Origin of the sequence: Pantoea sp. GCM10028869 (assembly GCF_042666835.1) — a bacterium.
GTDB classification, from domain to species: Bacteria; Pseudomonadota; Gammaproteobacteria; order Enterobacterales; family Enterobacteriaceae; genus Pantoea; species Pantoea leporis.
Genome location: NZ_JBHTGO010000002.1, coordinates 57,266 through 74,530, shown reverse-complemented (window position 1 = coordinate 74,530; position 17,265 = coordinate 57,266). Strand labels below are relative to the sequence as shown.

At 56.5% G+C, this 17,265-nt stretch carries 15 protein-coding genes and 1 other annotated feature; of the genes, 5 read left to right on the top strand and 10 right to left on the bottom strand.

Going from position 1 to position 17,265, the window contains the following annotated elements:
* Window positions 1-17 precede the first annotated feature (17 nt).
* The gene (locus ACFQW4_RS04530; protein ID WP_377724090.1) at window positions 18-818 is read left to right on the top strand and encodes a TraB/GumN family protein; all 801 of its coding nucleotides are present in this window, start codon (window positions 18-20) and stop codon (window positions 816-818) included.
* Window positions 819-1,079: 261 nt separating this feature from the next.
* Entirely contained in the window at window positions 1,080-1,559 is a 480-nt protein-coding gene (ybaK, locus tag ACFQW4_RS04525; protein ID WP_101762387.1) for a Cys-tRNA(Pro)/Cys-tRNA(Cys) deacylase YbaK, read from the top strand.
* Here the strand turns inward: ybaK and ACFQW4_RS04520 are convergent.
* Window positions 1,556-2,425 (bottom strand): LysR family transcriptional regulator, encoded by an 870-nt coding sequence (locus tag ACFQW4_RS04520; protein ID WP_110865658.1) that lies wholly within the window; start codon window positions 2,423-2,425, stop codon window positions 1,556-1,558. The two genes, ybaK and ACFQW4_RS04520, sit on opposite strands and share 4 nt — an antisense overlap.
* Window positions 2,426-2,515: 90 nt before the next feature.
* Here ACFQW4_RS04520 and ACFQW4_RS04515 point away from each other — a divergent pair, with 90 nt between their 5' ends.
* Window positions 2,516-2,947, top strand: coding sequence for a multidrug/biocide efflux PACE transporter (locus ACFQW4_RS04515; RefSeq protein WP_192236693.1), 432 nt, complete (start codon window positions 2,516-2,518; stop codon window positions 2,945-2,947).
* A gap of 50 nt (window positions 2,948-2,997) precedes the next feature.
* Here ACFQW4_RS04515 and ushA read toward each other — a convergent pair whose 3' ends face one another.
* A complete protein-coding gene (gene ushA / locus ACFQW4_RS04510; protein ID WP_377724084.1) occupies window positions 2,998-4,749 on the bottom strand; it encodes a bifunctional UDP-sugar hydrolase/5'-nucleotidase UshA in 1,752 nt (583 codons plus the stop codon).
* A 459-nt stretch (window positions 4,750-5,208) separates the two neighbouring features.
* On the opposite strand from ushA, the gene ybaL reads away from it, so the two are divergent.
* Entirely contained in the window at window positions 5,209-6,897 is a 1,689-nt protein-coding gene (gene ybaL / locus ACFQW4_RS04505) for a YbaL family putative K(+) efflux transporter (RefSeq protein ID WP_377724082.1), read from the top strand.
* Window positions 6,898-7,094: 197 nt separating this feature from the next.
* On the opposite strand, the gene ACFQW4_RS04500 is transcribed toward ybaL, so the two are convergent.
* The 4 genes from ACFQW4_RS04500 to ACFQW4_RS04485 form a co-directional block, all read right to left on the bottom strand.
* Complete coding sequence (locus ACFQW4_RS04500) at window positions 7,095-8,396, bottom strand: inosine/guanosine kinase (protein WP_192236695.1); 1,302 nt, start codon at window positions 8,394-8,396, stop codon at window positions 7,095-7,097.
* Window positions 8,397-8,454: 58 nt separating this feature from the next.
* Window positions 8,455-9,414: a ferrochelatase gene (hemH, locus tag ACFQW4_RS04495; protein ID WP_137385293.1), complete on the bottom strand. Its 960-nt coding sequence runs from the start codon at window positions 9,412-9,414 to the stop codon at window positions 8,455-8,457.
* 121 nt (window positions 9,415-9,535) lie between these two features.
* Window positions 9,536-10,180 (bottom strand): adenylate kinase, encoded by a 645-nt coding sequence (adk, locus tag ACFQW4_RS04490; RefSeq protein WP_008103865.1) that lies wholly within the window; start codon window positions 10,178-10,180, stop codon window positions 9,536-9,538.
* A gap of 151 nt (window positions 10,181-10,331) precedes the next feature.
* Window positions 10,332-11,162, bottom strand: coding sequence for a DUF6024 family protein (locus tag ACFQW4_RS04485; protein WP_377724079.1), 831 nt, complete (start codon window positions 11,160-11,162; stop codon window positions 10,332-10,334).
* Between the two features lie 188 nt (window positions 11,163-11,350).
* Between ACFQW4_RS04485 and ACFQW4_RS04480 the strand changes: the two genes are divergently transcribed.
* Complete coding sequence (locus tag ACFQW4_RS04480; protein ID WP_101762395.1) at window positions 11,351-12,220, top strand: LysR substrate-binding domain-containing protein; 870 nt, start codon at window positions 11,351-11,353, stop codon at window positions 12,218-12,220.
* 53 nt (window positions 12,221-12,273) lie between these two features.
* On the opposite strand, the gene htpG is transcribed toward ACFQW4_RS04480, so the two are convergent.
* From htpG to dnaX, 4 genes are all read right to left on the bottom strand, one after another.
* Entirely contained in the window at window positions 12,274-14,148 is a 1,875-nt protein-coding gene (gene htpG / locus ACFQW4_RS04475) for a molecular chaperone HtpG (RefSeq protein WP_377724076.1), read from the bottom strand.
* Between the two features lie 99 nt (window positions 14,149-14,247).
* Window positions 14,248-14,853, bottom strand: a complete 606-nt coding sequence (gene recR, locus ACFQW4_RS04470; protein ID WP_008103873.1) for a recombination mediator RecR — start codon at window positions 14,851-14,853, stop codon at window positions 14,248-14,250.
* Window positions 14,853-15,182, bottom strand: coding sequence for a YbaB/EbfC family nucleoid-associated protein (locus ACFQW4_RS04465; RefSeq protein ID WP_008103874.1), 330 nt, complete (start codon window positions 15,180-15,182; stop codon window positions 14,853-14,855). The genes recR and ACFQW4_RS04465 overlap by 1 nt, the downstream gene beginning before the upstream one ends.
* 50 nt (window positions 15,183-15,232) lie before the next feature.
* Window positions 15,233-17,212, bottom strand: coding sequence for a DNA polymerase III subunit gamma/tau (dnaX, locus tag ACFQW4_RS04460; RefSeq protein ID WP_377724074.1), 1,980 nt, complete (start codon window positions 17,210-17,212; stop codon window positions 15,233-15,235).
* Window positions 15,830-15,891: a sequence feature (DnaX frameshifting element), on the bottom strand. (Overlaps the previous gene by 62 nt.)
* Window positions 17,213-17,265 lie beyond the last annotated feature (53 nt).

The window sequence follows — 17,265 nt, the reverse complement described above, 5'->3', positions numbered from 1 at the left end:
CTTAAAAAGGACAGGGAATGAGACACGGTCTGTGGCACAGCATCCAACAACGGATCGCGACCCTTTTTCCGGCCAGTTACAGCTGGCCGGCCATGGATATTAAGCTGGGCGATCGTCGTTTGCATTTGGCGGGCAGCATTCACATGGGCACGCGCGATATGCAGCCGCTGCCTGCCGGGCTATTGCGCCAGCTGCATAAAGCCGACGCGCTGATTGTCGAAGCCGATATCACTCAAGGCGAATCGCCGTTCAGCAATGATGATGAACATCCGCCGCTGGCAATGCGACTCGACGACGACGTGCTGCAGCGCTTGCAGGCCTTGTGCGATGAGCTTTCGCTGTCACTGAGCCTGTTCGATACGCTGCCGTTCTGGCAGATCGCGCTGATGTTGCAGGCGCAACAGGCGCAGCGGCTGGGATTACGTCCGCAGTTTGGTATCGATTATCAGCTGTTGCAGGCGGCCAAAGCGGCCAACAAACGCATTATCGAGCTGGAAGGTCCGGAAACGCAGATCGCCCTGCTGAAATCGCTGCCGCAGGATGGTTTGCCGCTGTTGCTGGATACGCTGGAACACTGGCACACCAACGCGCGCCTGCTGCAAACCATGATCAGCTGGTGGCTGGATGCGCCGCCCACCCAGCAACCGGTGGCGCTGCCGACCACCTTTAGCAGCGAGCTGAACGACACGCTGATGCGCAACCGCAACCAGCACTGGCGCGAGCTGCTGCTGGCGTTACCGAAAGGGCGTTATGTGGTGGCGGTGGGCGCACTGCATCTGTATGGCGATGATAATTTGCCGGGACTGCTGAAGAGCTGATTTATGCACATTTCTTAGCGGCGCAAGTTATTGCGCGATAAAACGCGCCGCTACGGGCTTGTGCGTTTTATTAACTGTGCGTTTGGCAGAAAAAAAGAAGGCCAATAATACTATTGGCCCGTCAAAGAGGAATTTGTTTATGATTTTGGTTATCACCAACAATCTCTTGCTGGCGCGGGCCAATTCTCGCGCAAAGTTCAGAATTTCGCCACTGTTTTTCCATCAAAACTGAAATAAGAATTTTCCTAACAAGGACCGATCATGACGCCCGCGGTAAAACTTCTGGAAAAACAAAAAGTCACCTTTACCCTGCATCCCTACGACCACGATAGCCACGAAACCAATTTTGGCGACGAAGCGGTGCGTAAGCTTAATCTGGATGCGCGCCAGGTGTTCAAAACCTTGCTGGTATCGCTCAACGGCGATGCTAAAGCGCTGGCGGTTGCGGTAACGCCGGTCTCAACCCAATTGGATCTAAAAAAGGTCGCCAAAGCGCTGGGCGCGAAGAAAGCGGATATGGCCGATCCGCAGCTGGCACAGCGCGTGACCGGTTATCTGGTAGGCGGCATTAGCCCGCTGGGACAGAAAAAACGTCTGCCAACGGTGATCGATCAGCAGGCAGCGGAGTTTGCCACCATCTTTATCTCCGGCGGCAAACGCGGGCTGGATATCGAGCTGGCCGCGCAAGATTTGTCTCGCCTGCTGGATGCGCCGCTGGCCGACGTCGCACGGCGCGATTAGTCGGGCTGCTGGGCGCAGAGTTGATCGATCATCCAGCGCCCGGCCGGTCCCGGCGGATTACGCCGCGACCACACCACATCAACCGCGATATGCTGCGGCCAGCCCGGCACCGGCAACTCCTTCAACACCTGATGACCAAACTGCTCCACCAGCCAGCGCGGTAATATACTCCAGCCAAAACCCTGCTCCGCCATCTCTAACAGCAATAAATAAGATGGTGCCGACCACACGCGTCCGGCGGGCAAGGGATCGCGATTTTGTACCCAGGTATTGAGCCGCAGATGCCGCAACTCACCTAACTGCCCTTCACTCACCTGCTGAGCCTGCGACAGCGCATGATCCTGATGAAGGTAAATCGCCATCTGCGCCCCCACTTGCAAGCGTGCCACCGCCAAATCCGGCGGCAATTGTGGCTGCGCCCGCACCACGCCAAGGTGCACGCGCCCGGCTTGTATCAAATCTAATGCATCAGCATCCTCGGCGATCATGCACTCAAAATCGATATCTGGATAACGCACCTCAAACCGGTTAAGCAGATTTTCATGGTGATCCGCTTGCCAAAAATCGGAGATCGCCAGGCTAAGGCGCGGTTCTACGCCTTGCGATAAGCGCACTGCCAGCTCATCCAGCCGCTGGCTGGCGGCCAGAATCTGCTGCACCTGCGCAAACGCGCGCTGGCCATGCTCGGTCAATATCGGATTACGTCCGCTGCGATCAAACAGCGTGAAACCCAAATCGTCTTCCAGATTAGCGATCGCGTTACTGATGGTGGACTGGCTTTTAGACAACGCGCGCGCCGCCGCCGAAAAGGATCCGCTGGCCACGGTTTGCACAAACGCCTCAAGGGATTCCGGGGAATATTTCATGTTGAACCATCGCTTTTATCGATAGGTGATCATTTTATCTTAGCATCACCCAGTGCGAAAATAGGGGTTATCACCAATAAGGAGGTTTATATGCGTACCCGTTCGCTGAAAGAACGTTTTTGTCATGCCGCAGGCTTTGAAGGGTTAGCACTTATCACTGTTGCGCCGCTGGCTGCCTGGATCATGGAGAAACCGCTGTTTCAGATGGGCGCGCTGGCGATTATGCTGTCAACCGTCGCCATGCTGTGGAACATGATCTATAACACCGGCTTTGACCGCATCTGGCCGCCACAGGTGAAACGCGGATTCGGTTTACGCGCCATGCATGCGCTAGGCTTTGAAGGCGGTTTTATCCTGATTGGCTTGCCGATTGCCGCCTGGATGCTGAATATTTCGCTGCTGGAAGCCTTTGTGCTAGAAGTGGCGTTCTTCCTGTTCTTCCTGCCCTATACCATGGTTTACAACTGGATGTGGGATAAGTTGCGCCACCGTTGGGTGACGCAGAAATCCTGTCGGGCCTGATGTGCATATAAAAAGTGGTCGCCATAAATGGCGACCTACGAGCGCAGAGTTCAATGTTGTGCGGCGCGCGGCCAGATCCACGCCAGAATCATTTGCGGGTAGCTTGGTTTGCGTTGCTTCTCCAGCGCTTTGTTGCGCTCTTCAATTTGCGCTGCTGTCAGATGCACAATCCCGCCAGGTTGATAATCCGCTACCTTCAGCGGTGAATGCTGGCTGACATAATCACGCAGCACATCCGCATCGCGCTGCCCGCTGTTGCTGAAGCCAGCATGGGTTTCAATGTTCGGATAACCGTCGCCGCCGCTGGCGTTAAAGCTGTTAGTCGCCATGCGGTAGGTTTTATCCTTTTGCAGCGGTTCGCCATTAATCTTCACGTCGCTGACGCCTTTACCATCCGCCACCAGGCTGATGTTGCTGAACTGCGCGAAGCCGCCGGAATCCACTTTAATATTGGCAACCGTCGCCAGATAATTCAGCACTTCATTACCCTTCAGCGTCACCGACACCACCTGATTGCCAAACGGCTGCACCTGCAACAAATCGCGCCAGCTGAGATTGCCTGGCGCCAGCGAAGTGCGAATGCCACCGCCGCTCATCACCGCAAAGTCCGCTTTGGTCGCCGCCATTTGGGCGCGCAAAATTAGCTGCCCAAGATTGGTCTGCTCAAAGCGTACCTTGTCGCGCTCACCGACAAACACGCCGTCGCTGCTGCCGACGTTAACATCCAGTTTCTTGCCAGCACGCAGTTGATACGGCGTTAACAGCTTCATCATCGCGCTGTTTTTCGGGATCTCTTCCTGCCAGGTGAGCCAGGATTCGCTGCCATCAAGATTTTTTACCTTGTGCTTGAGGTTGACCGGGATCAGCTGGTAATTCTCCAGCGTCAGCTCGCCATTGCGGAAGGTGAAGTCGCCGCGCCCAACAAATTTGCCCCACTCTTTTGCCTGCATGATCCACACGCCGTTTTGCCGATCCGGCTGGCAGGGCTGGCCTGGCTGATAATCTTTTACGCTGACGTTCTCTTTCTCCATGCACACCGCATCCTGCGAATGGCCGCCAATGATCACGTTGATGGTGCCCGGCGGCAGGCTGCGCGCCAGCTCCACGTCGCCCGGCGCATTGCTGCCGTGCTGACCGTCGTCGTAGTGGCCCATGTGTGTCAGCGCGATGATGACATCAGGCTTTTCGCTGGCGCGTAGTTCCGCCACCGCTTTTTCGGTCTCTTTCACCGGATCGCGAATATCAATCGTTGCAATGTTTTCCGGATTGGCGATGCGCAGCGTGTCGGTGGTGGTCAGGCCGATCACCGCAATCTTCAGCCCCATGCGGTTAAAGGTTGCCCACGGCTTAAATAAGCGCGTGTCGGTGCCTTTTTGATAGATGTTGGCCGAAAGGAACGGAAATTTGGCCCACTTCTGCTGCTGTTGCAGCACGCTAAGCGGTTTGTCGAATTCGTGGTTGCCCAGCGCCATGGCGTCATAGCCCACCAGGTTCATGCCGCGGATGTCGGGTTCAGCATCCAGCATGTCTGACTCTGGCACGCCGGTATTCACATCGCCCGCCGACAGGATCAGCGCGCCGCCACCTTTGGCCTGCACATCGTAGCGCTGTTGATCCATCAGCGTTTTCTGTGCCGCAAGGCCATATTCGCCTTGTGCGTTCGGCCAGTAACGACCGTGATGATCGTTGGTGTGCAGAATGCTGAAACGATAACTGCGATCCGTTTGCCACGCCTGCGCCAGCATCGGCAGCAGTAACACTGTCAGCGCCAGCCAGCGCCCTTTTCGCGGTGATAAAAACAAAGTCGATCTCCTTATTCTGCGTTTTTCCACTTAGCGGTGGACTTAATGTGCGTTATCGCCCTTCTGTGTCGCACAGATGGCTGGCTAACTCAAGATGAAACACGCATTGCATAATGGCACAGCGTGATGACCAGCATTTTTAAATTCGCTTCTCGCTGGGAATGACAACCCAATTCTACACCTGGCGGTGACTTTATCGACTTAGAACCGCTTTAACCCTAACAACCCCTGCTGCGAAGCCAATTTCCCCCTGCAACTATTTTTTCCGCGCCACCCTTCATTCTGCGTATTTCCAGCCGATATAGTGAGATAACTGACGAAAATGGAGCTTCAGCTGCGTTTTAGTCTCATTTTTTCAATTTAGTGGGCTTTAACCGCTCAAATGTTTAAACGCGGTAAGGGATTGTGCATTACACTAGGTTGTTACAAGCGGATACATTTGCACACAAGGAGACAGGCATGCATCACACCACACCGTTGATCACTACCATTGTCGGGGGACTGGTCCTCGCATTTCTCCTTGGTATGCTGGCAAACCGCCTGCGCATCTCACCGCTGGTCGGTTATCTTCTGGCTGGCGTCCTGGCCGGCCCTTTCACGCCAGGCTTTGTCGCGGATACCAACCTTGCCCCTGAACTGGCTGAACTCGGCGTTATTCTGCTGATGTTCGGCGTCGGTTTGCACTTCTCGCTGAAGGATTTGATGTCGGTAAAGTCCATCGCCATTCCTGGCGCCATCGCGCAAATCGCCGTGGCGACGCTGCTGGGAATGGGACTTTCATGGACAATGGGCTGGTCGTGGATGACCGGTTTGGTATTTGGGTTGTGTCTTTCCACCGCCAGCACCGTGGTGCTGCTGCGCGCGCTGGAAGAGCGTCAGCTGATTGATAGCCAGCGCGGGCAAATCGCCATTGGCTGGTTGATCGTGGAAGATTTGGTGATGGTGCTGACGCTGGTGCTGCTGCCAGCCATCGCCGGCATGCTGGAACAGGGCAACGCCAGCCTAACGCTGCTGTTGTGGGATCTGCTGCTAACCATCGGTAAAGTCGTCGCCTTTATGGTGCTGATGATGGTGGTAGGCCGTCGCGTGGTGCCATGGATTCTGGCAAAAAGTGCCGCGACCGGTTCGCGTGAGCTGTTTACCCTTGCGGTGTTAGCGCTGGCGCTCGGTATCGCCTTTGGCGCCGTCGAATTCTTTGATGTCTCCTTCGCCCTCGGCGCCTTCTTTGCCGGCATGGTGCTGAACGAATCTGAACTCAGCCACCGCGCGGCGCACGATACCTTGCCGCTGCGGGATGCGTTCGCCGTCCTGTTCTTTGTGTCCGTCGGCATGCTGTTTGACCCGATGATCCTGATTGAGCAGCCGCTGGCGGTGCTTGGCGCGCTGGCGATTATCGTGCTGGGTAAATCTATTGCTGCCTGGCTGCTGGTAACGCTGCTGGGTCATTCACGTCGCACCGCGATGACCATTTCGGTGAGCCTGGCGCAGATTGGTGAATTCGCCTTTATTCTCGCCGGCCTCGGCATCTCGCTCGGCATGCTGAGCGAGGAAGGCCGCAATCTGGTGCTGGCGGCGGCGATTCTCTCCATCATGCTTAACCCGATTCTGTTTAGCGTGCTGGAACGCTACCTCGACAAAACCGAGACCATAGAAGAACAGACGCTGGAAGAAGCGATCGAAGAAGAGAAGCAGATTCCGGTGGATATCTGCAATCACGCAGTTTTAGTAGGTTATGGCCGCGTCGGCAGCCTGCTGGGGCAAAAGCTGATGGAAGCGGATGTGCCGCTGGTGGTGGTGGAGAACTCCCGTCCGCGCGTTGAAGCGCTGCGCGAGCAAGGGATCAAAGCGGTGCTGGGCAATGCGGCACGCGTGGATACCATGGAACTGGCGCGCCTCGACTGCGCCCGCTGGCTGCTGCTGACCATTCCGAATGGCTACGAAGCCGGTGAAGTCGTGACGGCAGCGCGCGAGAAGCGTCCGGACATTGAGATTATTGCCCGTGCGCATTATGACGATGAAGTGGCCTACATAATGGAGCGCGGCGCGAATCGCGTAGTGATGGGCGAGCGTGAGATCGCTAACAGCATGTTGCATGTGCTGGAAGAAGAGATTGCGCAGAACCCGATTGTACGTGAGTGCCCAATTTAAGTGAGTGTGGTCTTTAGCAAGGTCGCCATTAACGGCGTAATGCCGATCAGTTAAGCACCTTATCAAATCACCGCACATTCCGTAGCGGCGCGATTTATCGCGCAATAAATTGCGCCGCTACAATGTGTGCTCTCGGTAATTAAGGGTTTTCATGCCTTAACTGACGAGCATTACGCCATGAACGGCGACCTTGCGTTTTATCTGTCCCAATACGACTCTTCTAAGCTGTCTTCCCGCTCCGGCAGGCCGCGCGTCAGGCGCGGTGAATGCTGGTTCAGTACCTGATAACTTACCCGGTTCGCGTATTTACACACCTGTGCCAGCGACGAATAGGTCAGGTAGGCGCGGCCGTGTTTGCTGGAGTTCGGCACTTTTTGGCGGTGGAAGTTGTTAGCGGTGATGTCATGCAGCAGCGCCGCCAGCGCACCATCGCCCGCGCCATTGGTGTTCATGATCTTCTCTGGGCCGCCCATATATGGCGCGATATGCGAGAAGATGCGCAGCGGCTGTTCGCAATCCTTGTGGCGCATCGCGCGGCTAAATTCATATTGGTTGAACTCAGCCAGCGCGCCCGGCAGCAGCGGATGGTTGGTTTTGCGCTTGTACTCTTCTTCAGTGAAACCGGCCATGTACAAACCGGTTGGCCCGGCGGTACACAGCACCAAATCCACCCAATCCAGCGCCATATTCGACGCCAGTAGCGGATCCTGCTCGCCGGTCAGCGCAAAGGCTTCTTCTTCGTTCATCGCCACAATTGAGACGTGATCGCGCAGGAAATCGCGCCAGAACTGCGGATTATCCTGAATCACGTATTTGGTGCCGAGCGTCAATACCACCGGCACGTTGTGTTTTTTGGCGTAGTCGATGGCGCGTAAAGTGGCTTCCGGCATCGGTTCGCCCGGCTGACAGCGCACCAGATAGGAAGTCAGCACCAGCGCCGACGCGCCCGCAATAACCTCTTCCGGAATGCTGTTGGCCTGCAGCTGGTTCATCAAGCCGGGACTGATGGCAAAGGTACGCTCGCCCTGCTCGCCAATCAGCGTAAAGCAGCGGCCAATCGCGCCATCGACGCCCTGCAGGAAGTTCAGATCCATGCGGCTGGAGGTGTTGCACAGGTAGCGATAGGCGTAGCCGCCGATCTGGATGTTATTGCACATCACACCGAGCAGCACCGAGCGGTCATCTGCCAGCACCGAATAGTTATGCAGGGTATTTCCGATGGTGCCACCGGCAAATTGATGGCTGATGAGCGCTTCGCGCATCAGTTCGTTGTAGAGCGCCTCGGCGGTAGCATCGTCGATCACCAGCGAGTGACCGGCGCTTAAACCGTAACGCTGCAGAAAGTCGTCGTCGACTTTGGCTTCAATATCCACCAGCGTCTGGTCGATACCCACCACCCAACTGCCCTCTTCCTGCTCTTGCTGCGTGGCTTGCAGCAGCGGATCGCGCGCGTTGACGGGGAAATAGTGTTTGGATTTGCGTTTGCCGGGAAATTTCATCGAGAGTGCCGTCAGGGAAAATCAGGCAGAGAATGATATCACACTCTCTGCCACACCCTTAACGGCGCGCGTTGACCAGTTGCACCATCATTTCAATGTGCTCCGCATCGGCGTTGAGCGCAGGAATGTACTCGAACTTTTCGCCGCCGGCATGCAGGAAGATCTCGCAGTTCTCACCGCTGATCTCCTCCAGCGTTTCAAGGCAATCCGCCGCAAAGCCCGGACTCATCACCTGCACATGCTTGATGCCTTTGGCCGGCAAACTTTTCATGGTTTCGTCGGTGTACGGCGTCAGCCACGGCTCGCGACCAAAGCGCGACTGGAAGGTCATCATGATTTTGTGCGGCGCAATGCCCAACGCCGCGGCCAGCGCATCGGTGGTGTCTTTGCAACGCAGCGGATAATCATCGCCTTCATTGGCGAAACGCTGCGGAATGCCGTGATAGGACAGCACCAGAAGATCCGGTTCGCCATGCAGCGCAAACGAGCGCTCAACCGAGGCTTTCAGCGCGGCGATGTAAGCCGGATGCTCCGCGTAATCGCGGATAAACGCCACTTCCGGCAGCGAGCGCAGTGGTTTAAAGCTGGTGGCTAAGCCGTCCCATACTGCGGCAACCGTCGAGCAGGAGAACTGCGGATAGAGCGGCAGCACGATGAGTTTGGTCACGCCCTGATCCAGCAAGCGTTTCAGCGCGCTGTCGAGGCTTGGCTGGCCGTAGCTCATGCCCAGTTCAACCGGCATATCGAGGCGCTGCGCCAATGCGTCACGCTGACGCTTGCTGAACACCATCAGCGGTGAACCTTCATCCATCCATACGGAAGCATACAGTTTCGATACGCGTGGCGAGCGAAAAGGCACGATGATGAAATTGAGAATCGGCCACCACAGTAAGCGCGGTGTATCAACCACTCGTGGATCGCCGAGGAATTGTTTCAGATAGCGTTTAACCGCAGGTGTTGTGGGTGCGTCTGGTGTGCCTAAGTTAACCAGCAAAACCCCGGGCTTTTCTTGCCTCATGGTATTTCCTTGATGTCGAAACGAATGGGTCGAATGCAAAATCAGGGGGAAATTGTAGCGGAAATTGAAGGAGGGGAAAGCAATTGCTGCAAAAGGGCCGGACAACCGGCCCCTCAACCCATTAACCGAGAATCGTGGCCAATTGCGTGCTCACTTCGGCGACAGGACGTGTGCCGTCGATTTTGTGATATTCGGTGTTGCCGTCTTGCGCTTCTTTGCCGTAGTAGGCAATCAGCGGTGCAGTCAGTTGATGGTATTCCACCAGACGCTTACGCACGGTCTCTTCCTGGTCATCTTTACGCGTGGTCAGCTCTTCGCCGGTCAGGTCATCTTTACCTTCCACTTTCGGTGGATTGTAAGTGACGTGATAAACGCGGCCCGATGGCGTGTGTACGCGACGGCCAACAATACGATCCACAATTAGCTCGTCCGGTACAGCGAACTCCAGCACGTAATCAACTTTGATGCCCGCTTCTTTCATCGCGTCAGCCTGCGGGATAGTGCGTGGGAAGCCATCGAGCAGGAAACCGTTTTTGCAGTCTTCCTGCGCGATACGCTCTTTAACCAGCGCAATCACCAGCTCGTCAGTCACCAGTTTACCGGCATCCATGATCGCTTTTGCCTGTTGGCCCAGTTCCGTACCTGCTTTTACTGCCGCACGTAACATGTCACCGGTGGAGATTTGCGGAATACCGTATTTCTCCATGATGAATTGAGCCTGAGTGCCTTTACCTGCGCCCGGAGCTCCGAGCAGAATAATACGCATTGCGTAATTCCCCTTGCGAATCGCATTGTTCAATCTGAGAAGGCGAAGAACATACCATTATGGCCCGCGCACCACAAGGAAACGGGCGCGCTCGCCACGAAAGGTCTACTTTGACCTGCTTTGTCAGCAAATACCAGCAGAGTGCCCGTTTTTAGGAATCACGGCTAGGCATGAGCACGTCTTTGAGGCGTTTTTTCAGTGCGAGTGTGACGTTCAGCTGTTTGTTGACCCCGCCGCGCACGTCGGCGCGCAAGCGTAATTGCGCCTGTTCGGGCAGCACCTGAATATCCTGCGGCAATTCACTGGCATTGAGGCCGTTCGGCAGCGGAAAAAGCGCAAAGGGTAAACCCGGTTGCTGAATGGAGTGCAGGATGAATGGCGAGTCGAGCGCGATCTTTTCCACCATCGCAATATTGTATGGACGCCATTCGCTCTCCTTCATCATTGCCAGCGCCTGTTCTGGCGCGCCACCGAGCGCTAATCCTTGCTCAAACAGCCGCAGCTCGCTGCGCACCAATGTGCTGAAATCGGCGGTGCGCAATGCGATTAACACCAGATCGCCGCATAACGCCGCATGGCGATCAAGGCGGGCGACAAACAATCGCGCATCGCTCACCAGCCGTTTATGCAGCTGCGTGGCAAACGACTCCGATGCATCGGTGACGCCGTGGCTTTGACATTCGCTCAACGCACGCACGCGACCTTGCTGCATATCAACATGATCCACCAGCGCAATGTTGCCCGCCGTCATCGGCAAAGTGGGCAGCACGCTCAGTTCACTAACCGGATAGTGCGAGGCATAGCGCGTGTGATTACGTGATTGCTCCTGACGGAGAAACAGCTGGGAAAGCAGCACTCGCGAGATATGCAAAGAGGGAGCGAAAAAGAGATCGAAATTTTCAAGCCGGTAATAGCGGGAAAGCGAGCCGCGAAGCTTATCGCGCGCCGCCGCCGCCCTGGCAGAAGCAAGTTGTGGAGCCATCGCGTGGTATGTCTCTGGTTATTATGCTGTGTGTGGGAGGTGAAACCTGCGGTGATAGTCGGCGTAAAACACAGAGAGCCGTAGCCGTCAACCTGCCAGAATCAGGGGGAAAGGTTAGGCCAATGCGGCTGGACATTAAAATGATATAAACTGACAATCCCTGTTAGGTTTTTACACAGGGGACGAGTATGACCGTGCTTCCTTCGTTACGTGCACTGCACTATTTCCACCAGGCGGCACTGTTCAGCAGTTTTAGCGTAGCGGCCGAACGTCTGCATGTCACCCATAGCGCCATTAGCCATCAGGTTCGACAGCTGGAGAGCTGGATGGGGAAGCCGCTGTTTGTGCGTACCAATGGACGCGTCAAATTAACCTCACACGGTGAACGTTTGCTGGTGAGTTGTCAGAAAGCCTTTAGCGAGCTCTCCACCACCTGCGAAAGCATCCGTACCGGCATGCGCCATCATATCAGTGTCTCCTGCGCGCCCAGCTTTCTCTCGCAATGGCTGATTCCGCGCATCGCCAGCTTTTATCAGCGCTATCCCGATATTGAAGTGCAGTTTCAGCCGCTGGTGGAGATCGATCAGCTGCGCAGCGAGCATACCGATGTGCTGATTCTCAGCGCCGAGCAGTCGCCGGATGACGATATTGATGCCACCTTGATCAGCGATGATTATATCGGCCCACTGTGCGCCCCGCAGTTTGCCGCCCGCTTTCAAAGCGAGCAGGATCTCGCCTCACTGCCATTGCTGCACGCCGATACGCGGCTGCATGCGTGGGCCGAATGGGCGAAAACCAGCGGCGTACGCGGCAATTACTGGATCGGCAAGCATTTCGATAATTTGACGTTAGCCATTCAGGCGGCGAGAAACGGATTGGGCGTGATTATGGCGCCACGCTTGCTGGTGCGTCAGGAGTTGAGTGACGGCACCCTGATCGCACCGTTGGGCTTTGTGCGCGTCGATCGCGCCACGTTAATGATGACCAAGACTTCGCGTCAGCACGATGCAGAAATTACGTTGTTTCGTGATTGGTTGCGGGATCAGGCGCAGATTTAACAGCAGATATAAAAAAGGTCGCCATGAATGGCGACCTTTCGGGTTTGGTGCGATTACGCCGTCAGCAACTGGTTCATGCGACGGATGAACTGGTTTGGATCGTCAAGCGTACCGCGCTCGGCGAGCAGCGCCTGATCCAGCAGCAGCTCAACCCACTCGGCAAAGCGCGTTTCGTCCTGGGTATCGGCCACGCGTTTCACCAGCGTATGATCCGGATTGATCTCGAAAATGTACTTCACGTCCGGCACGTCCTGACCGGCCGCGGCAAACAGCTTCGCCATCTGCGTGGTCATTTCGTTAGCATCGGTGGTGACGATCGCTGGCGTGTCGGTGAGACGATGCGTCAGACGCACCTCTTTCACACGCTCGCCCAGCAGCATTTTCACGCGCTCAACAAACGGCTCCAGCGCCTTCTCCGCTTCTTTCTGTTCTTCGGTCTCTTCATCGGCCAGTTTGCTCAGCGAATCATCCGCTTTGCTGACTGACTGGAAGGTTTTGCCGTCGAACTCGGTGAGGTAGCTCATCATCCATTCGTCGATACGATCGGAGAGCAGCAGCACCTCGATGCCTTTTTTGCGGAACAGTTCCAGATGCGGGCTGCTCTTCGCGGCGGCATAGCTGTCAGCGGTGATGTAGTAAATCTTGTCCTGACCTTCCACCATGCGCGTCACGTAATCGTCGAGCGAAACGGTCTGCTCAGCGCTTTCGCTCTGGCTGGTGGCAAAGCGCAGCAGTTTGGCAATCTGTTGCTGGTTAGCGTTGTCTTCGGCTGGACCTTCTTTCAGTACCAGACCGAACTCTTTCCAGAACTGCTGATATTTTTCCGCGTCGTCTTTCGCCAGCTTCTCTAACATCTGCAGGCTACGCTTGGTCAGCGCGCCACGCAGGCTCTGGGTCACACGGCTGTCCTGCAGGATTTCACGCGATACGTTCAGCGGCAGATCGTTGGAATCTATCAAACCACGCACGAAGCGCAGGTAGTTCGGCATGAACTGCTCGGCATCGTCCATGATGAACACGCGCTGTACGTAGAGTTTCAGGCCGTGCTTGCTGTCGCGGTTCCACATGTCGAACGGCGCACGCGCCGGGATATACAGCAGGCTGGTGTATTCCTGCTTACCTTCCACGCGGTTATGGCTCCAGATCGCCGGATCGCTGAAATCGTGGGCGATGTGTTTGTAGAACTCGTTGTACTCGTCGTCGCTGATCTCAGACTTGTTGCGCGTCCACAGCGCCTGGGCTTTGTTGATCTTTTCCCAGGTGGTGGTGTCGCTCTCTTTGTCTTTGCTTTCAATCTCAACCGGCAGCGCGATGTGATCGGAGTATTTGCTGATCACGTTACGCACGCGCCACGCATCGAGGAAATCATCCTCGCCTTCACGGAAGTGCAGCGTGATTTCGGTACCGCGATCGGCTTTCTCAATCTCTGCCAGCGTATATTCGCCTTCGCCAGCAGATTCCCAGAACACCGCTTCATCGGCTTTAGCGCCGGCGGCGCGGGTGCGCACGGTGACTTTATCCGCCACAATGAACGCAGAGTAGAAGCCCACGCCGAACTGGCCGATCAGCTGGCTGTCTTTCGCCTGGTCGGAGCCCATGGATTCGAGGAAGGATTTGGTGCCGGATTTAGCGATGGTGCCGAGGTTCTCAATCACCTCATCACGGCGCATACCGATGCCGTTATCGCTGAGCGTCAGCGTGCGATTTTCCGGATTGACCGAGATACGTACGCGCAGGTCGCCGTCGCCTTCATACAGATCGGGCGTCGACAGCGCGCGGAAGCGCAGTTTGTCGGCGGCATCTGAAGCGTTGGAAATCAGCTCGCGCAGGAAAATCTCTTTATTTGAATAGAGTGAATGGATCATCAGGTGCAGAAGTTGTTTTACCTCTGACTGGAAGCCACGCGTCTCTTGTCCTTTCATGGTCATTGCTACCTCAACTGAATCGGGGTTGATGATACGTTGAGAGAGAAATGGGGATGAAGGAGAGGATTTCAAGCCGATGTCTGTGAAGACATCGGCAAGTGATTAGAAATTAATCTTGTGGCGTCCGGCGAGCGAGTGCGACAGCGTGGTGCCATCGACCATTTCCAGCTCACCACCGACCGGCACACCGTGTGCAATGCGGCTGGCATCAACGCCATATTGTCCGCACAACTCGGCGATGTAGTTGGCCGTGGCTTCCCCTTCCACCGTGGGATTGGTGGCGAGGATCACTTCGGTTAAGGTTTCGCGCTCGAGACGCTGCTCCAGCCGATCCAGGCCGATATCCTGTGGACCAATGCCATCCAGCGGTGACAAGTGCCCCATCAGCACAAAGTAGCGGCCGCCAAACTGGCCGGTCTGCTCAATGGCGTGGATATCTGCCGGGCTCTCCACCACACAAATCTGGCCGTTTTGCTGACGACGCGGATTGGCGCAGATGGTGCAGATTTCCTGTTCGGTGAAGGTACGGCAATCGGCGCAGTGACCGATTTCCGACATGGCGCGGGTCAATGCCTGCGCCAGACGCATGCCACCGCTACGATCGCGCTGCAACAGCTGAAAAGCCATACGCTGCGCCGACTTCGGGCCAACGCCCGGCAGGCAGCGCAACGACTCCATCAAAGATTCAAGCAGTGGACTGGTTTGCATCAGAACGGCATCTTGAAGCCAGGCGGCAGCTGCATACCTGAAGAGACCGCAGCCATCTTCTCTTTCTGCGTTTCGTCAATACGGCGTGCCGCATCGTTGAAGGCCGCGGCGATCAGATCTTCCAGCATGTCTTTGTCATCTTCCAGCAAGCTAGGATCGACTTCAACACGACGGCAGTTGTGCGCACCGTTGATGGTTACTTTAACCAAGCCAGCGCCTGATTCACCGGTCACTTCGATCGCGGCGATCTCTTCCTGCACTTTGGCCATTTTGTCTTGCATCTGCTGGGCCTGTTTCATCAGGTTGCCCAATCCGCCTTTACCAAACATAGTTTTCTCTCTCTGCTGGGGCTGCGCGCAGTTGACGCGCGGCAGCATGTTCACACCGGTCGAATACTCTCTTCATCCAAATCGGCATCGAAGAATCGACGCAATGTCTGAATATGGGTATCGCTTTCGATCGACTGTCGCGCCTGCGACAGCTTCTCTTCATAAATGGCCTGGCGCCACTCCAGTGGCGTCAATACCGTAGGATTATCGTCTTCAATAATCGTCAATTCAACCGGCTGGCCGGCAGACTGACTTAGCGCTTCCGCCAGCGCCTGCCTGGCAGAAGCTGAATTCAGATGGCGCTGACTGCTGCGCAGATGAAGTGTAACACCGGCTTCGCCCACCTCTTTCCACGCATTGAGCGCCACTTGCTGCACCAGTTTTGGCAGCGTCAGCGCGGCGATTTCAGCAGCCCACGCATCGCGCTGCTGGGCTTCTTCCGCCAGACGCAGCGCCAGCTCAGGGGTTTTCTCATGCTCCAGTGCCGAACGCAAGGCTTTTGGCGTCGCCACCGGCTCCGCTTTAACCTCCACCGGCAGCTGCGTTTTCCAGCGATAGGCTTCCGGTTTGGCCGGGGCTTTTACCGTGGGTTCAGACGCACGTTGTTGCACACGTTCAGTGACGCTAGCGAGACGTTCCAGCGCCGGATTCGCCGGCCGCGCGGAACGCGCTGCCGGCTCACTCTTTTTTGCTTTGCCGGCTCCCTGACGCAGCAACTGCGTTCTCGCCTGTAACAACTGGCTGGTGGAGTCAGGTAGCGGATCGGGCGCGGGCTGCATGTCTGGATAATCATCCGACACCGGCGGCGCGTCAGGGTTCGGCGGTGCCATCTGCGGCTGCGCAGCCGGTGCGGGCGCGGTTTTCGCGGCGGCTTGTGGCGCAGCAACCTGCGGCGCAGCTTGTGGCGTCAAGGTGGGACGCGCCACCGGCTCCGCAATCGTTGCCTGCGGATGGAACGCCAGCGCCCGCAGCAGCGTCATCTCTACGCCTAAGCGCCGATCCGGTGCCAGCGGCAGATCTTTACGTCCCATCAACAACGTTTGGTAATAGAGCTGCACGTCAGCCGGTGGCAGTACGCGCGCTAACTCGCGCAGGCGATCGGCCTGGCTGAGATCGTCCTCGCTGAGCGAGCTTGGCAGCAGCTGCACCATCGCAATGCGGTGCAGTAAACGCAGCATCTCGATCAGCAGCGCTTCCCACTCAACCCCACGCGACGCGGCCTGATTCAGCAGCGCCATCACCTGTTCGCCCTGGCCATCCACCAGCGCTTCAATCAGCGCCAGCGGCTGTTCATCGTCAAGCGTGCCGAGCATTTGTGCCACGGTGTCACGCGTTACGCTGCCCTGCCCCATGGCAATCGCCTGGTCGGTCAGGCTCAGCGCATCGCGCATGCTGCCGTCAGCGGCGCGTGCCAGCAGATGCAGCGCACGCGGTTCGGCAGCAATCTGCTCCTGCTGCAACACATGCGCCAGCTGCTGCTGGATTTGCTCCACGTCGAGCGCTTTGAGATGGAATTGCAGGCAGCGGGACAGAATCGTCACCGGCAGCTTCTGCGGATCGGTGGTCGCCAGCAGAAATTTCACGTGCGATGGCGGCTCTTCCAGCGTTTTCAGCAGCGCGTTGAAGCTGTGGCGCGACAGCATGTGCACTTCATCGATCAGATAGACCTTGAAGCGACCGCGCGCCGGCGCGTACTGCACGTTATCGAGCAGATCGCGCGTATCTTCAACTTTGGTGCGTGATGCGGCATCGATCTCAATCAGATCGACAAAACGGCCCTGTTCGATTTCGCGGCAGTTATCGCATTGCCCGCACGGCGTTGACGTGATGCCGGTTTCACAGTTAAGCCCCTTCGCCAGCAGACGGGCGATCGAGGTTTTCCCGACGCCGCGTGTGCCAGAAAAGAGATAAGCATGATGGATTCGTCCCAGTGACAACCCGTTGGCCAGCGCAGTCAGCACATGTTCCTGACCGACTACGTCAGCGAAGGCCTGGGGACGCCATTTTCGCGCAAGTACCTGATAGCTCATGTGGATTCAATCACTGGAATTTAGGGAGAAGGGAGAAAATGCAGCTTCGCAAA

Excerpts from the sequence above, each read along its gene's own strand:
- ACFQW4_RS04530 (WP_377724090.1), top strand. The coding sequence starts at position 18 with ATGAGACACGGTCTGTGGCACAGCATCCAACAACGGATCGCGACCCTT.
- ybaK (WP_101762387.1), top strand. The coding sequence starts at position 1,080 with ATGACGCCCGCGGTAAAACTTCTGGAAAAACAAAAAGTCACCTTTACC.
- ACFQW4_RS04520 (WP_110865658.1), bottom strand. The coding sequence starts at position 2,425 with ATGAAATATTCCCCGGAATCCCTTGAGGCGTTTGTGCAAACCGTGGCC.
- ACFQW4_RS04515 (WP_192236693.1), top strand. The coding sequence starts at position 2,516 with ATGCGTACCCGTTCGCTGAAAGAACGTTTTTGTCATGCCGCAGGCTTT.
- ybaL (WP_377724082.1), top strand. The coding sequence starts at position 5,209 with ATGCATCACACCACACCGTTGATCACTACCATTGTCGGGGGACTGGTC.
- ACFQW4_RS04500 (WP_192236695.1), bottom strand. The coding sequence starts at position 8,396 with ATGAAATTTCCCGGCAAACGCAAATCCAAACACTATTTCCCCGTCAAC.
- hemH (WP_137385293.1), bottom strand. The coding sequence starts at position 9,414 with ATGAGGCAAGAAAAGCCCGGGGTTTTGCTGGTTAACTTAGGCACACCA.
- adk (WP_008103865.1), bottom strand. The coding sequence starts at position 10,180 with ATGCGTATTATTCTGCTCGGAGCTCCGGGCGCAGGTAAAGGCACTCAG.
- ACFQW4_RS04485 (WP_377724079.1), bottom strand. The coding sequence starts at position 11,162 with ATGGCTCCACAACTTGCTTCTGCCAGGGCGGCGGCGGCGCGCGATAAG.
- ACFQW4_RS04480 (WP_101762395.1), top strand. The coding sequence starts at position 11,351 with ATGACCGTGCTTCCTTCGTTACGTGCACTGCACTATTTCCACCAGGCG.
- htpG (WP_377724076.1), bottom strand. The coding sequence starts at position 14,148 with ATGACCATGAAAGGACAAGAGACGCGTGGCTTCCAGTCAGAGGTAAAA.
- recR (WP_008103873.1), bottom strand. The coding sequence starts at position 14,853 with ATGCAAACCAGTCCACTGCTTGAATCTTTGATGGAGTCGTTGCGCTGC.
- ACFQW4_RS04465 (WP_008103874.1), bottom strand. The coding sequence starts at position 15,182 with ATGTTTGGTAAAGGCGGATTGGGCAACCTGATGAAACAGGCCCAGCAG.
- dnaX (WP_377724074.1), bottom strand. The coding sequence starts at position 17,212 with ATGAGCTATCAGGTACTTGCGCGAAAATGGCGTCCCCAGGCCTTCGCT.